The organism is Pedobacter alpinus, assembly GCF_042684645.1.
GTDB lineage: Bacteria > Bacteroidota > Bacteroidia > Sphingobacteriales > Sphingobacteriaceae > Pseudopedobacter > Pseudopedobacter alpinus.
The window spans coordinates 21,840-37,801 of record NZ_JBHULV010000056.1; the positions used below are offsets into that span (position 1 = coordinate 21,840).

The 15,962-nt window shown below is 33.5% G+C and carries 12 protein-coding genes; 10 read left to right on the plus strand and 2 right to left on the minus strand.

Annotation, left to right across the window (positions count from 1 at the left end):
- Window positions 1-2: 2 nt before the first annotated feature.
- The 6 genes from ACFSSE_RS17465 to ACFSSE_RS17490 all read left to right on the plus strand — a co-directional run bounded on the left by ACFSSE_RS17465 (window position 3) and on the right by ACFSSE_RS17490 (window position 8,955).
- Entirely contained in the window at window positions 3-1,310 is a 1,308-nt protein-coding gene (locus ACFSSE_RS17465) for a hypothetical protein (protein WP_379045177.1), read from the plus strand.
- 119 nt (window positions 1,311-1,429) lie between these two features.
- Complete coding sequence (locus tag ACFSSE_RS17470; protein ID WP_379045174.1) at window positions 1,430-2,182, plus strand: polysaccharide lyase family 7 protein; 753 nt, start codon at window positions 1,430-1,432, stop codon at window positions 2,180-2,182.
- Window positions 2,183-2,402: 220 nt separating this feature from the next.
- Window positions 2,403-4,862, plus strand: coding sequence for a glycoside hydrolase family 2 TIM barrel-domain containing protein (locus ACFSSE_RS17475; protein ID WP_379045170.1), 2,460 nt, complete (start codon window positions 2,403-2,405; stop codon window positions 4,860-4,862).
- A 3-nt stretch (window positions 4,863-4,865) separates the two neighbouring features.
- Complete coding sequence (locus ACFSSE_RS17480; protein WP_379045167.1) at window positions 4,866-6,035, plus strand: alginate lyase family protein; 1,170 nt, start codon at window positions 4,866-4,868, stop codon at window positions 6,033-6,035.
- 405 nt (window positions 6,036-6,440) lie between these two features.
- Window positions 6,441-7,640 (plus strand): glycoside hydrolase family 88 protein, encoded by a 1,200-nt coding sequence (locus ACFSSE_RS17485; protein ID WP_379045164.1) that lies wholly within the window; start codon window positions 6,441-6,443, stop codon window positions 7,638-7,640.
- 4 nt (window positions 7,641-7,644) lie between these two features.
- On the plus strand, window positions 7,645-8,955 hold the full coding sequence (locus ACFSSE_RS17490) for a polysaccharide lyase 6 family protein (RefSeq protein WP_379045161.1): 1,311 nt from the start codon (window positions 7,645-7,647) through the stop codon (window positions 8,953-8,955).
- Window positions 8,956-9,108: 153 nt separating this feature from the next.
- Here the strand turns inward: ACFSSE_RS17490 and ACFSSE_RS17495 are convergent, their stop codons facing one another.
- Complete coding sequence (locus ACFSSE_RS17495; RefSeq protein ID WP_379045158.1) at window positions 9,109-9,306, minus strand: hypothetical protein; 198 nt, start codon at window positions 9,304-9,306, stop codon at window positions 9,109-9,111.
- A gap of 100 nt (window positions 9,307-9,406) precedes the next feature.
- Here ACFSSE_RS17495 and ACFSSE_RS17500 point away from each other — a divergent pair, with 100 nt between their 5' ends.
- Complete coding sequence (locus ACFSSE_RS17500; protein ID WP_379045155.1) at window positions 9,407-10,846, plus strand: M20 family peptidase; 1,440 nt, start codon at window positions 9,407-9,409, stop codon at window positions 10,844-10,846.
- Between the two features lie 58 nt (window positions 10,847-10,904).
- On the opposite strand, the gene ACFSSE_RS17505 is transcribed toward ACFSSE_RS17500, so the two are convergent.
- On the minus strand, window positions 10,905-11,579 hold the full coding sequence (locus tag ACFSSE_RS17505; protein WP_379045152.1) for a C40 family peptidase: 675 nt from the start codon (window positions 11,577-11,579) through the stop codon (window positions 10,905-10,907).
- Between the two features lie 202 nt (window positions 11,580-11,781).
- Between ACFSSE_RS17505 and guaA the strand changes: the two genes are divergently transcribed.
- The 3 genes from guaA to ACFSSE_RS17520 are packed head-to-tail and all read left to right on the plus strand — an operon-like array spanning window position 11,782 to window position 15,852.
- A complete protein-coding gene (guaA, locus tag ACFSSE_RS17510; RefSeq protein ID WP_379045149.1) occupies window positions 11,782-13,314 on the plus strand; it encodes a glutamine-hydrolyzing GMP synthase in 1,533 nt (510 codons plus the stop codon).
- The gene (locus ACFSSE_RS17515) at window positions 13,271-14,689 is read left to right on the plus strand and encodes an ABC transporter substrate-binding protein (protein ID WP_379045146.1); all 1,419 of its coding nucleotides are present in this window, start codon (window positions 13,271-13,273) and stop codon (window positions 14,687-14,689) included. Before guaA ends, ACFSSE_RS17515 begins: the two co-directional genes overlap by 44 nt.
- A 2-nt stretch (window positions 14,690-14,691) precedes the next feature.
- The gene (locus ACFSSE_RS17520; RefSeq protein WP_379045143.1) at window positions 14,692-15,852 is read left to right on the plus strand and encodes an RsmB/NOP family class I SAM-dependent RNA methyltransferase; all 1,161 of its coding nucleotides are present in this window, start codon (window positions 14,692-14,694) and stop codon (window positions 15,850-15,852) included.
- The last annotated feature ends 110 nt before the right edge of the window (window positions 15,853-15,962 follow it).

Genomic DNA, 15,962 nt, shown 5'->3' on the forward strand with positions numbered 1-15,962 from the left:
TTATGAAAATTTTAAATAAAAATATCTTTTACACTTTTACAATCATTATACTAGGTTTTTTAGCATGTAAAAAAGATAAAACAACCAATGGTTTAAATTTAAAAGACAATGTTACCGCTTCAGATTATGTTTATAATCTGGCTACTAAAAATTTAACACCAAGTGCTAGTATTGCAATTAATGTTAAATCTGAGGTAGGTGTAAAATTTGTTTACAACTATTTAATGAGAACTGGTCTTCCAGATTCCTTAATTAATATTACATACGCTACTGCCGATAATCAAAAGGATTTAAACATAGATATACTTGCTAATATATTTGAACAAACAAATATGACAAATGCTAGCGGTATAAAATCAATGATAAAAAGGTTAGATAATAGTTCTGACGAAGCAATTATTAAGTTAACATCTTTTCAGCCACCATTGCCAATCTTAGCAAACTTCCCGGCTAGTAAACTGCCCGATGCTAATGATAAAATTTTGATTACCGGTAATGCTTCGTCTGAAACGGGTTTAAATAAAATCGAGATTTTGGACGATTCATCAGGTTCTTTTACTGTTGTTACCACAATTGATAATTTAAACGGAGCTAAAACTTATGATGTTAATTACGATTATACCTACAGAGCAAATACTGCAAATGTAAAATTGATAGTTTATGATACTTTTGGAATTACCGCAGAAGTTATCATCAGCGTACCCGCTTTGCCTTATACTTTGTACCAAAATATAAGCATGGGTTCGCAAGGTACAGCTACAGAAACTGTTTTAAATAATCATTTCTTTACAGTTTCAGGCTTAACAGCTGGTACTTGCGATTTGCCAACCAATGAAACTGCCTTAGATTTTCTATACTACGGAACAAATAACGGAGGAACATTTTATGCACCAACCAACGTAACTAATGTACAAAATAATTTCAGGTGTAATGGCGTAAATAATTATTGGGCACCAAATGCAGCATCGTTAAAACCTACTCGTTTTAGAGTTTTAGTACCTGATAATGGTGGCGCTATTGACGCATTATATGCCAAATTTAATGCAAATACCATTGCTGATTTAAATGATGATGGGTTTTTTAATGGTATATCAGTTCCAGGTGGAAGTACCGCTAGGTTTGGACCTACAATTTCTCCAAGTACAACTGCCATTTTTAATGCCACTACAGCTTATTTAATATGGGTTAGAGTTCCAACAACTCCCGCAGCAACGGTATATAAAAATTGTATTATCAGAGTTAGAGAAGGGGTTAACGCTTCAACGGCAGCGCTTTCTACTATCAAATTTGATATTTACGTTCAAAAATAAATTATAATTGGATCATTTAAGTACAGAGGTTTTTATCATCCCTCTGTACTTTTCTGTTTTAGGCTATTGTTAATTGTTTACACCTAGTCTAACGCTTTAAAAATATCGCTTCAAAATTTATGAAAAAAATATACTTAATAATGGTACTTTTCTCAGGTGCTTGTAGCGCAGAAAAAAGTATAACGGCGCAACAAACGAAATATCCGTCTCAGGTATTAAACTTAACAAACTGGAAGTTAAATACCCCTGTAGATACACAAAAACCTGGAAATGTAAATAGTTATCAGCAACAAGAGTTAACTACTTTTTCAGATCCAAATTGGTTTCACTTAAATCAAAAAAAAGATGGTGTAGTTTTTAAAGCCAACGCTGGTGGAGTTACTACCTCTGGTTCTGGTTATCCTCGTAGCGAGTTAAGAGAGATGACAGCAAATGGAACTAAAAATGCTTCTTGGGGTTCTTCTTCTGGTGTACATTCCCTGTTTATTGAACAAGCTATTACTCATTTGCCAGATGTAAAACCACATATTGTTGTGGGGCAAATACATGATGCAAACGATGATGTTATTGTTTTTAGGTTAGAGCGTAAAAAATTATTTATCGATTTAAATGGCGATGATGGACCAACGTTGGATAATAATTATACCCTTGGTAGAAAGTTTACTGTAATGTTTAAAGTGCATGATAATAAAGTGGATTGTTATTATAACGATGCCCTTGTTTACACTTATAATACTACATTTTCTGGTGCTTATTTTAAAGCAGGTGCTTATGTTCAATCATCCTGTAAAGGAAAAAAGAAAGTAACTAATGAAAGTTGCGACGCTTACGGGGAAATGGAAATTTATAAGCTATGGGTTAAACATGAGTAGTGGCACCTCTAAATTTTATGATGATTAATGTTGTTAAAACTCAAAATTCTTTCGATAAAGTTTTGAGCTTTTTGCAGAAAGAATCTGTTTTTTCCTACAAATATAGCTTCCATCAATGTTACGTTAAGATTTATGGCCAATTCTTTAAAATTTTCACCCAACTGGGTGTCTAATATAGTTTACTTTAGCAACACCAAATTATTATAAAATCATAAATTTAATGAAGCGAATAATTGTACTTCCAGTAATACTTTTTGTATTTACAATCTTTAGTAGTAATGCGCAACAATCTCAAAGACTCAATAACGATTGGGAATTTTTGAAGAGCGATTTAGGAGGTGTATGGGAAGCTGTTCGTCCTGTGGTTGCTGGCAGTTCTGAAAGTGTGCCACTTTGGACAAAAATAAATTTGCCCCATAGTTTTAATGCAGAAGATGCAGTTGACCCAGATGTTAATTACTATCAAGGTGCGGGCTGGTATCGTAAAAATCTTAAAATTGAAAACCCTTACAATAACGGACGTACCATTTTACATTTTGAAGGTGCAGGGCAAAAAACTGCCGTTTATGTTTATAACACAAAAGTAGCAGAGCATGTTGGTGGTTATGATGAATGGACAGTTGATATTACTGACGCTGTTGCAGATTTTAAAAAAGACTCTGCATTTACAAAACGCTTTGCAGGTAAAATTCCTATTGCTATCCGTACAGATAATACCAGAGATTTAGAAATGATGCCCTCAGATTTATCAGATTTTAATGTTTATGGAGGCATTTACAGGTACTTAAATTTGGTTTATACACCATCTTTAAGTTTTGATAAGGTTTTTGCTTTGGCCGAAGTTGATGCTGCTGGTAAATTAGGAAGTCTAAAAATATTTTCAAGGTTTTATAATCCTAAAAATATAAATAACGCTAAAGTCAACATTAAAGTAACAGACCCTAATGGTAAAATTATCAGCGAAAGCGGAAAACAATTTAGCGATTTAAAATTACAGGAAGAGATAGCACAAATACAAGTTAAGAAACCAATTTTATGGTCGCCAAATGCTCCAAACTTGTATTTAGTGGAAGTAACTGTTGAACAAAATGGAGAGAAAGCAACTCACAATGAAAATGTAGGTTTCCGCAATTTTGAGTTTGTTAAAAAAGGTCCATTTATGCTAAACGGAAAACGTTTGCTTTTAAGAGGAACCCACAGACATGAAGACCATGCCGGTGTTGCAGCTGCAATGACGGAGGAAATGATTCGCACAGAAATGCAAATGATGAAAGATATGGGCGTAAACTTTATTCGTTTAGGTCATTATCAACAATCACGTATTGTATTAAATCTTTGCGATAGTTTAGGGATTTTAGTTTGGGAAGAAATTCCTTGGTGCCGTGGTGGTTTAGGTGGTGAAGTTTATAAAGAGCAAGGAAAAAGAATGCTTACCAACATGATTGAACAGCATTATAACCATCCTTCGGTTATTATTTGGGGTTTAGGGAATGAAAACGATTGGCCTAATGATTTTTCTACTTTCGACAAAAATGAAATTAGAGCTTACATGAGCGAATTGAATGATTTAAGCCATAAATTAGACATTACGCGTAAAACTGCTATTCGTCGTTGCGATTTTTGTAAGGATATTGTAGATGTTTATTCCCCATCAATTTGGGCAGGTTGGTACCGTGGTATTTATACCGAATACAAAGAAATATCCAAAAAAGAATTTGATACCGTTGACCGTTTTTTACATGTAGAATGGGGTGGAGATAGTCATGCCGGTCGGCATTCAGAATCTCCGGATGATGCGCTAAGCAAAGTAAAAAAAGCTGGTAACGGAGACGAAAGAGCTGGAGATGCGTCACTTTATGGCGGTGGTGCAAGGGTTTCTAAAGATGGCGATTGGAGCGAATCGTACATCTGTAACCTGATAGATTGGCATTTAAAAGAGCAAGAAACCATGCCTTGGTTAAGCGGTACAGCTTATTGGCCATTTAAAGATTTTTCTACGCCGGTACGTCCAGAAAACCCAGTTCCTTACATGAACCAAAAAGGTGTGGTAGAAAGAGATTTTACAAAAAAGGAAGCTTATTATGTTTTTCAATCGTATTGGACAAATAATTTAATGGCTCATATTTATGGGCACAGTTGGCCAGTACGTTGGGGCAATACAGGTGAAACCAGAATGGTTAAAGTATATTCAAATGCTGATGAAGCAGAGCTATTTGTAAACGGCAAAAGCCAAGGAGTAAAAAAACGAAACAGTCAAGATTTTCCTGCAGCTGGCTTACGCTGGATGGTAAAATACAAAGAAGGCACAAATACCATAAAAGTAATTGCGAAAAGGGGAAAAGAAACTGTAATTGATGAAATAACGCAGCAATACCAAACAGATAAATGGGGTAAACCAGCCAAATTGGTTTTACAAAAAACAGTTGATGCGGATGGCAAAATAACTATTGAAGCTAAATTATTAGACGCCAATAATGTATTGTGTTTAGATGCAAGAGATTATGTTGAGTTTGGTTTAACCGGAGACGGAGAATTGATTGATAACCAAGGCACATCCTCTGGGTCTCGAAAAGTACAGTTATACAATGGTAGGGCGGTAATTAGTTTATTTACTAATGGCGGAAAAAGTGTTGCAACTGTAAAATCAGTTGGAATACCAACAGCGTTTATAAACTTATAAATTATGCAAAAGGCTTTATTTACATTTTCATTATTCTTAGTTTTAATTGGCTGTTCGCCGAAAATCAATACGGAAAGTACTTCAATTGCAAAACAAGCAGAAGAAGTTTTAAAAAAACAAACTTTAGCTGTAGCTGATTGGGCAATGCAGCAAAAACCAGAAACGGTAACAGCTGCATCGTCACCTCGTAGTGCTGGCGGTATTAACGATTTTTATTCGGAAGGGGATTATTGGTGGCCAAATCCCGAAAACCCTAATGGTCCATATATTCAAAAAGATGGATTAACCAATCCAGATAATTTCACAGCACACCGTTTTGCGATGATTAGGTTCAGTAAAATTATTGGTGCTTTAGCTTCAGCCTATAAAATAACTGGCGATGAAAAATATGTTAAAAAAGCTGTTTTACATCTAAAAGCGTGGTTTGTTAACAAAGAAACGTTAATGAATGCGAATTTAGAATATGCACAAGCTATCAAAGGTTTGCATAAAGGGCGTGGAATTGGAATTATTGATACCATTCATTTATTAGATGTTGCCCAAGGAACTTTGGTAATGAGTGATGAGATTAATACAGCAGATTTGGAAGCCATCAAAAATTGGTTTGCCGATTATTTAAAATGGTTAATGAATAGCAAAAACGGTTACGATGAAATGAATGCCAAAAATAACCATGGCACTTGTTTTACTTTACAAATTGGAGGTTTTGCGAAATTAACAGGCAATCAAGAATTGTTAGATTTTTGTATCAATCGTTATAAAAATGTTTTATTGCCAAATCAAATGGCTTTTGATGGAAGTTTCCCTTTAGAAATGGCTCGTACTAAACCTTATGGTTATGCTATTTTTAATTTGGATGCAATGACTATACTTTGTCAAATTCTTTCGACTCCGCAAAATAACTTGTTCAACTACGTTACTGATGATGGTAAATCCATTAAAAAAGGAATTGAATTTATGTATCCTTTTATAGCAGATAAATCTAAATGGACGCTTAAACCCGATGTGATGTTTTGGAACGAATGGCCAGTAGCACAACCATCATTAATTTTTGGAGCAAATGCTTATGGACACCAGAATTGGTTTAACACCTGGAAAAGTTTAGAACATCAACCAAAAGTGAATGAAGTAATCAGAAATTTACCAATAAAGTATCCGTTGCTGTACTTATAGTTTTTTAACCGCAGAGAGTTGAAAAAAAAAAGAAAAATAAAACCACAGAGCACACAGAGCTAAAAGGCACTTAGCCACTCAACTCCGTGACCTCTGAGCCCTCCGTGGTTAAAAATAAAATAAAAATAAATGGTCTGTGAGGACACAGACCATGGGAAAATAAAAGTAGATGAAGTAATAAGAAATTTACCGATTAAGTATCCGTTATTGTATTTTTAAAAGTAAAAAAATCAATCTAACTCTGTGACCTCCGAGCCCTCTGTGGTTAAAATTAAAGCACATGGTAATAAAAACCACAGAGTCGTAAAGAGAAATCACTAAGAACACAAAGGAAAAAATTATACGCCCAGCTCAGCGAACTCAGTGAGAAACTCCGTTCCCTCTGTGGTTAACAAAAAACATAATATGAACATTAAACAAATATTAACAGTCGCTATTACCATAACAACCCTTAGCAGTTGTACCCAAAAACTCCACTTCCAAAAAGAAGTAAGCCATGCAGAAACTCAAACCAAGCTCATGCTTCAAGAAATCCCAAAAGCAGAAAACAACGGTGGCTCATTAGTTTCTCCAAGAACTTTAGAAAACGGCGAATTAAAATTAGTTGCATCAAAAGACTGGACAAGCGGTTTCTTCCCCGGCCAGTTATGGTATTTATATGAGTTAACCAAAAACGATAAATGGAAGCAAGAAGCCATTAAATATACTGCGTTTATTGAGCAAGAAAAAACAAACGGTAAAACCCACGATATGGGCTTTAAAGTATATTGTAGTTTTGGCAATGCTTACCGTTTAACCAAAAACGTACATGACAAAGAAGTGATTATGCAAGCTGCAAAAACTTTAGCCACAAGATATAACCCTAAAGTTGGAGCCATAAGAAGTTGGGATCATAATGCAGATAAATGGGATTTTCCTGTAATTATTGATAACATGCTTAACCTAGAGTTGTTATTTGAAGCCACAAAATTATCAGGAGATTCTAGCTTTTATAAAATTGCAGTTAACCATGCAAACACCACTTTAAAAAATCATTTCCGCAAAGATTTTAGCACTTGGCATGTAATAGGTTATAATCCCGAAACTGGAGCAGTAGAAAAGAAAAACACGCACCAAGGTTATAGCGATGCATCTGCTTGGGCTAGAGGACAGGCTTGGGCAATTTATGGTTATACCTTATGTTACAGATACACCAAAAACCCTGTTTATTTAAAGCAAGCACAAAATGTTGCAAGTTTTATTTTAAATCATAAAAATTTACCCGAAGATTTGGTGCCTTATTGGGATTTTGACGCTCCAAATATCCCAAATGAACCACGTGACGCATCTGCTGCAGCGGTTATTGCTTCTGGATTGTTAGAGTTAAGCACTTATACTTCATTTTCAAATGAATACTTAGAGAAAGCGAATCGAATTTTAATTTATCTAACTTCAAAATATAGATTTAAAGAAGGCGAAGGCAAAGGTTTTATTTTAAACCATAGTACAGGTTCAAAACCACATAATGGCGAAATTGATGTGCCATTAAGCTATGCCGATTATTACTATTTAGAAGCTCTAACCAGATCAAACCGATTAAAAAATAAACAAACTGTTATTCAATAAATTGATGAAAAATAAAATCAAAAAAATATTGTTAGGGGCAGCTTTTTTAGCGCTTTTTAATCCTGTAAATGCTACAGAATATCGGGTAAATAACGCTCAAGAAATTTCTGCTCTTAAACTACTGCCCGGAGATAAGGTAATTATGAATGCTGGTGATTGGAAAAACCAACAAATTGTTTTAAAGGGAAAAGGCACAGAAAAACTTCCTATTACTTTATTAACCGAAAGGTCAGGACAAATAATATCTGGAAACTCAACCTTAAAAATTGATGGCGAATATTTGGTGGTAGATGGTTTAGCTTTTGCTGATGGTTACTCTGAAAAAGATGCAATTATTACTTTTTCTAAAAATTCTGCTCATTGCCGTTTAACAAATTCAAGTATCATTAATTACAACCATCCCGATAAAACATTTGACTATAAATGGATTTCTGTTTTTGGTACTTATAACCGAGTTGACCACTGTGAATTAACAGGTAAAACTCATCAAGGCACAACCTTGGTGGTTTGGTTATCAGAAAAGCCAAATTATTCGCAAATAGACCATAACTATTTTGGTCCACGTCCAGATTTAGGTGTAAACGGAGGTGAAACCATTAGAATAGGAACGAGTGATTGGTCTATGTATGATTCTTTTGCAAAAGTTGAAAATAATATTTTTGATAAATGTAATGGAGAAGCTGAAATCATTTCTATTAAATCTGGTCGTAATTTAATTTCGAATAATTTGTTTTACGAATGTGTTGGTACGCTAACTTTTCGTCACGGAAATAATTCTAAAGTGGCTAATAACTTTTTTATAGGTAATAAGGTTAAAAATACTGGAGGAATTCGTTTAATAGGCGAAAATCAAAACGTACATGATAATTATTTACAAGGTTTAACAGGTACAGCTCTTAGATCGGCAATTTCTATAATGAATGCTTTAGAAGCCCCAAAACCTAATGAATATTTTCAAGTTAAAAACGCTGTTGTGAAAAACAATGTGATAGTAGATTGTAAAGAAGCAATTGTGATTGGAGCAGGTAAAAATAGCACAAGGACAGTTCCTCCAATTAATTTAATAGTAGAAAGTAACGTTATTATAAATTCAGCAAAACTGATAACTTATACAGATATACCCTTAAATAGCACCATTAAAGATAATTCAGTAAAAGGATCACCATTAGAAGAAGGTTTTATAACGCTAAAAGAAAATGCAGTTAAGGCTAATGATGATTTGATGTTGAAAACTCAAAATTTGAAAAACTTTTTATTAAATGAGAAAGTTGGACCAAGTTGGAAAAAAGAAAAACCTAATTTGAATATTAGGTAAAAGAAAAATCCTCAAAATTACCTAAACTAATTTGAGGATTTTTTGGTTTTAATAAAAATGTTTTTGTTAGAACTTGAAAATCTAAAAAACTCAAATTTGGTTTTAAAGTATTACGATGTTCTTTTTTACAGAAAATGTTAATTAGGGTTTAATTTACGGTCTCATAAACATATATACAATAAAAAGTATCACCAATATTATTGGTATTATCCATTTCATTGCCTGCCCTGCACCTTTTTCATTCTTTTCTAAAACTGCTTCTTCAGACGGGCCTGGATTTTCTTTATGTTCGTTATAATCATGTTCAATACCTTGAGGTGATTTTCTGTTTTCTTCTTCTCGATTTTCCATAATATTTAGTTTTTACAATAAGTTAAACAATTTTATTGCCAAAAATCTTTATCGTAAATACAATCATTCTTTGTAATTTCAGTTTTTAAACCCTCATGCAATGAAATTTTTTCTAAAAATTATAGGTGCTGTATTTCTGTTATTGGTATTTATTGTTCTTTTCAAAACATTCACATTTAAAAGTAAGCAAGTATATCCGCCTCAAGCTAAAGAATTAATTTTAGATGATTCCTGTGTGCAGAGATTCCAAAAAGCTATTCAATATAAAACCATTTCTTATGACAACGCTTCATTAATAGATAGTGCTGCTTTTGAAGGTTTCCAAGTTTTTTTAGCAGAAAGCTATCCTTTGGTTTTTACAAAAATGGAACTTGAAAAAGTGAATACTTTTGGCTTAATATTACATTGGAAAGGAAAACTGCAAAACAGTAAACCTGTAGTTTTAATGGCGCACCAAGACGTAGTGCCTATTGAAGAAGCCACAAAAGATAAATGGACAGTTAATCCTTTTTCTGGAGAAATTAAAGACGGTTATATTTACGGTAGAGGCGTAATTGACGATAAAGGGAGTTTGATTGCTTTGTTAGAAAGTGCCGAAATTTTATTGCAACAAGGCTTTGTACCACAATCTGATATTTATTTCGTTTTTGGCCACGATGAAGAAATATCAGGATTAAAAGGAGCTAAAGCAATTGCAACCCTTTTTAAAGAAAGAAAAATTGAACCTGCTTTTGTTTTAGATGAAGGTGGGATAATTACCGAGTTTAAAGTGCCAGGTTTAAATAAAAACGCTGCCGTTGTAGGTATAGCCGAAAAAGGATATCAAACTATAGAGCTTAAAATTAATATTCCGGGTGGGCACTCATCAATGCCAGAAGATAAAACTGCAATTGATGAATTAGCAAAAGCGGTGGTAAAACTTAAAGAAAATCCTTTTAAAGCAGAATTAAGCCAAACAGTACAAAACTTTTTAAGCTACATAGGTCCAGAAATGCCTTTTGTAAGTAAAATGGCTATGGCAAACCAATGGTTATTTGCACCAATGATTAAAAGCACATACAGCAAATCTGGTGCAGGCAATGCAACCATAAGAACCACAACAGCTACAACTATATTTAATGCTGGTTTAAAAGAAAACTTAATTCCAGGCGAAGCACAAGCTACAGTTAACTTTAGAGCATTACCTGGGGTTACCCGTGAAGACGTGATTGCTCATGTAAAAAAAGTGATTGAAAACGATAGTATTAAAATTACACCAATAGGTTTAGGAAATGAACCTAAACAAGTTGCTAATGTAGATAGTGAAGAGTTTAAAAAGCTTCAAAAAACAATTAGTGCATTTAAAAAAGATATTGTGGTAGCACCATATCTAGTTTTGGGAGCTACAGATGGGCGTTACTTTGGAGACTTAACAACTCAGGTATTTAGATTTATCCCTTTCACAGATCCCGAAGGTTTCCACGGAGTAAACGAACGTATTAAAGTAAGCGAATTTAAAAAAGGAATTAGTTTTTATTATGAATTGATGAAGGGGATTTAGGTGCTTTTGAATAATTATTTATGAGCTTTTAGCCTTATGCTTTTAGCTTTTAGCGAATTTAAAACACCCTTCTAAACCCCATCAATTTCCTTTGGTAATAAGAACTCATATTTGTAAGTCCAACACCGTTTATCTTACCCGAACTAGCATGTATAAAACTAATTGGAGCTCCTTTTGGAGAAACAACAATTCCAATTTGGTAAACAGCTTTTTTTACACTATCAGTTTTAGAAAATAGAATAATATCTCCTTCACCCAATTCATTTATTGGCACATTGTTGCCAGTGGCAATAAATGAAGCAGCGTATTTAGGCACTTTAATGTTAAAGTGTGAAAAAACGTGATTCACAAAGCCCGAATTATCAAAACCTTTTTCTGGCGTATTAACCCCATAAACGTAGGGCTTACCAATCATGGTTTTTGCATAATTAATTATTTCAATGGCTTTAGAATTTATTGTTGCTGTAGGCATAACCACCGGTTTAGCTGGTGCAGGAATGGTGTCTGGTTTTACTTCAACAACCAAACTATCAAATTTTATTGTTTTTACACTATCAACAGTGTCTTTAGTAATTGCGGCAGTATCTTTTTGAATAATAATATACCTTAAGCCAGTATCAATAATATTTTGCTTTGCCGCAATAATATTGCTTCTATTAGGCACATAATCACAGGCATAAAAACAAAAGGCCAAAAAAGTAAATGCGATAAAAGATAAAATTTGTTTTTTCATTAAAAAGCCGATTTATAATTATTATCTCTTATATAGAGAGTTAATTAGGGTAATGTTTTGTTATATAGGGTTTAAGCTTTGAAATTTATTAGTTCTGCATTAGCCTTTATATAATCTTTCTAAAATTACGATTGTTAAATTAATTAATATCAGCAAATTTCTATTTTTATATGGTAGCACCTAAAATTTTTTATCTTTGCCCATGCAAGAGAAAATCCTTATCCTCGATTTTGGTTCTCAATACACTCAATTAATTGCAAGAAGAGTGCGTGAGCTAAATGTTTATTGTGAAATACACCCTTTCAATAAAATCCCACAATTAGATGAATTTACAAAAGGAGTTATCCTTTCAGGTAGCCCATCATCTGTTCGCCAAGAAGGCTCACCACAAGTAGATTTTAACCAGTTTCATGGTAAATTACCTTTGTTAGGTGTTTGTTATGGCGCACAATATATCGCTCAACACTCTGGTGGCAGCGTAATTCCCTCAGAAATTAGAGAATATGGAAGAGCTAATTTAGAATATATACATAGCAATAATCCTTTAATGAAAGATTTGCCAGTACGTTCACAAGTGTGGATGTCTCATGGCGATACCATTAAAGATATACCTTCAAATTTTGAGATTATTGCAAGTACAGATTCTGTAAAAGTTGCGGCATATCATATTAAAGATTCACAAACTTACGGCATTCAGTTTCATCCAGAAGTAACACACTCTACAGATGGTAAACAATTATTGCAAAACTTTTTATTAGATATTTGCGGTTGCAGCCAAGATTGGACACCTTTTGCTTTCGCAGAAGAAACAATAGATGCGCTAAAAGCACAATTAACCAATGATAAAGTAGTTTTAGGTTTGTCTGGCGGAGTAGATTCATCCGTAGCAGCTTTAATATTACACCAAGCAGTAGGTAAAAACTTACATTGTGTTTTTGTTGATAACGGTTTGTTGCGTAAACACGAGTTTGAATCTGTTTTAGATTCTTACAAAGAATTAGGTTTAAACGTTAAAGGCGTAAATGCAAAGCAAAAATTTTATGATGCTTTAGCCGGATTAACAGACCCCGAATTAAAACGTAAAGCAATTGGCAGGGTTTTTATAGAAGTGTTTGATGAAGAAGCAAACCAAATCTCTGATGTAAAGTGGTTAGCACAAGGCACCATTTATCCAGATGTAATTGAGTCTGTTTCTGTTAACGGTGGTCCATCGGCAACTATAAAATCTCACCATAATGTGGGTGGTTTACCAGATTTTATGAAGCTTAAAGTGGTAGAGCCTCTAAAATCTTTATTTAAAGATGAAGTACGTAGGGTTGGTAAAGCTTTAGGTTTGCCAGCTGATATTTTAAACCGTCACCCATTTCCGGGCCCAGGTTTAGGTATTCGTATTTTAGGAGATGTAACACCAGAAAAAGTACAGATTTTACAAGATGCAGATTATATCTACATCAAAAATTTAAAAGAATCTGGTTGGTATGATAAAGTGTGGCAAGCAGGCACCATTTATTTACCTATTCAATCTGTAGGTGTAATGGGTGATGAGCGTACTTATGAAAACGTGGTTGCGTTAAGAGCAGTGGGTTCTGTAGATGGTATGACGGCAGATTGGAGTCATTTACCTTACGAATTATTGGCGAAAATCTCTAACGAAATCATCAATAATGTAAAAGGAATAAACAGAGTAGTTTATGATATCAGTTCAAAACCACCAGCAACAATTGAATGGGAATAAAATGTTGAAATTAAAAACAACAGTGAAAGCAATTAAGCTTTCACTGTTTCGTAAACACTACTCATCTTTTAAATTAAAAAATTTGAAACTTTCAAGGCTTTCACCATTCCATACTAACTATTCACCTCTAAGTATCCAAATAAAGCCCATATACTTTTTACTTTTACCTTTTTATTTTATAACAGCCTGTTCTCCTAAAACTACACCTGTAAACAAACAGCCAGAATTTCCCAAAGTAGAGCAAAAGGTTGTGGTGAAAGAAGTTCCAAAGCAACAAGAAGTACCTGTTCAAAAAGCAAAAGATAAGTCAGAAATGATTGTCTCTTTAATTTTACCTTTCGAATTAAGTAGTATTGATTATAAAACAGCCACTTTGTCTGATATAAGGAAAGCTGAAATTGCAATAGATTTTTACCAAGGTTTTAAAATGGGTTTAGATTCTGTTGCAGCCACAAAAGGAGCCGTAAATTTTAAATTGCAAGTTTTTGATTCAAATGATAATCCTGCTAGTTTAGGTACTTTAGCTTCAAAAGGAGCTATCAAAGTATCCGATTTAATTGTTGGTCCAGTTTTCCCAAACGGAGTAAAAGCCTTTTCTGCATACAGCAAAAACATGAAAAAGCCAATGGTTTCGCCTTTGGCAGCAACAGATCCGGAAACTTTTAATAATCCGTACTTGATAACAGTAAATAATGCCATAGACCAGCATGCTTTTAAAGCAGTTACATTTATTAAAACGGAGTTAAAACCTAAAAAGGTTATTATAATTAGAAGTGGCCAAGCCGATGAATATAAATACGCTGTGCCTTTTAAAAAAGGGGTAGATAGTTTGGCAAAAGGAATGCTTTTATCAGAGATTGGAATAAAAGCAATAGGTTACGAAAATGTTTATAAATATTTAAATCCAACAGGTTTAAATGTAATTGTTTTGCCTGCAACTGATAGGGTGTTTTTACTAACTATTTTTAAAGAACTCGAAAAATTAAGTAGAACATTTAAGATAGCGGTAATTGGTCATCCGGGATGGAAAAAAGCAGCATTTTTAGATTTTCAGCAACTCGAACTATTAAATACGTACATCACTTCTTCCTATAAAATAAACTATCAAACTTCTCAGGTTTTAGATTTTATAAAATATTACCGCTCAAATTTTTCTGTAGAACCAAGTGAATATGCTTTTAAAGGTTTCGATATTGGTTATTATTTTGGACTTTTGATGAATGAAAAAGAACATGACTTTATGAAAGCTATCGGTACTTCTTTTAACGGTATTCATAATGATTTTAATTTTATCCAGAATAGTAAATACGGATACTTTAACACAAGTTTAATGGTTATGAAATATGAGAACTCTCAACTCACTAAAGTAAACTAAAGATGAAAGCAATTCATCAACTCAGTACTTTTCAAAATATATTAAAGCAATATTCTCAAAACGAGCCTTTGCATAGGTTTTTGGCAACTTATTACCGTCAAAATAAGCAAATGGGTTCTAAAGATAGACGCACTGCTAGCCGTTTAATCTATAATTATTTTAGATTAGGTAAAGCTTTGGTAAACGAACCTATTGAGGAAAGATTAATAGTTGCCGAGTTTTTATGTAATACAGAAACAAATGACTTTATAGCACATTTTAAGCCTAATTGGAATCAATTAGTGCCTTTGCCCTTAAAAGAAAAGATTAATTTGGTAAAAGCAGAATATCCTGATTTTAACTTAGCAGATGTTTTTCCTTTTCAAAACTATATTTCTGATAAAGTTGACCAAGAAGCATTTTATCAATCTTTTTTCATACAGCCAGATTTGTTCATCAGAATGCAACGTGGGCAGGATAATAGAATCATCAATCAGCTCAAAGTTGCAGATATAAAATTTACCCAAGTTGGACCTCAAACATTAGCTTTTACTAATAGCACCAATTTAGATCAGGTTTTAACTGATAAAGGAATTTACGAAGTTCAAGATTTATCATCACAAAAAGCGTGTACTTATTTTAAGCCTCAAAAATGGGATAAATGGTGGGATTGCTGCGCTGCATCTGGCGGTAAATCTTTGTATTTACACGATGAAGAGCCCACCGTCAAATTGCTAGTGTCTGATAATCGAGCATCTATTTTAGAAAATTTAAAAGAACGTTTTTCTTTAGCCAGAATTACCAATTACCAGCGAAAAGTTTTAGACTTAACACTTAATCAAGCTTTGTTTTTACATGATTATGAGTTTGATGGAATTATCTTAGATGCACCTTGCAGTGGTTCGGGTACTTGGGGACGCACACCCGAAATGATTACACAAACTGAAGAATATAAAATTAAATTTTACACGGAGTTACAGCGTAAAATCGCATTAAATGTGGTAAAATATCTAAAAGTAGGAAAGCCTCTTATTTACATTACTTGTTCTGTATTTAAAGCAGAAAACGAAGAGCAAGTAGAATGGTTATGTAAGCAATTTAATCTGGTAGTGGAAAGCCAAGAATTAATTACTGGTTACAATTACAAAGCAGATACTTTATTTGTTGCCCGATTAATTAAATAATTATTGAAACTTTTTTGTGGCTCTGTTGTTGTTAAGTTGAACTCATTGAAAACCAGTACGTATTTTAATGCGTACATGGGAAAAGAAACTCTTTAGAAAACTAAAAACAC

Bases quoted from the DNA above. Each gene is read 5' to 3' on its own strand.
- ACFSSE_RS17465 (WP_379045177.1), top strand. From the start codon at position 3: ATGAAAATTTTAAATAAAAATATCTTTTACACTTTTACAATCATTATA.
- ACFSSE_RS17470 (WP_379045174.1), top strand. From the start codon at position 1,430: ATGAAAAAAATATACTTAATAATGGTACTTTTCTCAGGTGCTTGTAGC.
- ACFSSE_RS17475 (WP_379045170.1), top strand. From the start codon at position 2,403: ATGAAGCGAATAATTGTACTTCCAGTAATACTTTTTGTATTTACAATC.
- ACFSSE_RS17480 (WP_379045167.1), top strand. From the start codon at position 4,866: ATGCAAAAGGCTTTATTTACATTTTCATTATTCTTAGTTTTAATTGGC.
- ACFSSE_RS17485 (WP_379045164.1), top strand. From the start codon at position 6,441: ATGAACATTAAACAAATATTAACAGTCGCTATTACCATAACAACCCTT.
- ACFSSE_RS17490 (WP_379045161.1), top strand. From the start codon at position 7,645: ATGAAAAATAAAATCAAAAAAATATTGTTAGGGGCAGCTTTTTTAGCG.
- ACFSSE_RS17495 (WP_379045158.1), bottom strand. From the start codon at position 9,306: ATGGAAAATCGAGAAGAAGAAAACAGAAAATCACCTCAAGGTATTGAA.
- ACFSSE_RS17500 (WP_379045155.1), top strand. From the start codon at position 9,407: ATGAAATTTTTTCTAAAAATTATAGGTGCTGTATTTCTGTTATTGGTA.
- ACFSSE_RS17505 (WP_379045152.1), bottom strand. From the start codon at position 11,579: ATGAAAAAACAAATTTTATCTTTTATCGCATTTACTTTTTTGGCCTTT.
- guaA (WP_379045149.1), top strand. From the start codon at position 11,782: ATGCAAGAGAAAATCCTTATCCTCGATTTTGGTTCTCAATACACTCAA.
- ACFSSE_RS17515 (WP_379045146.1), top strand. From the start codon at position 13,271: ATGATATCAGTTCAAAACCACCAGCAACAATTGAATGGGAATAAAATG.
- ACFSSE_RS17520 (WP_379045143.1), top strand. From the start codon at position 14,692: ATGAAAGCAATTCATCAACTCAGTACTTTTCAAAATATATTAAAGCAA.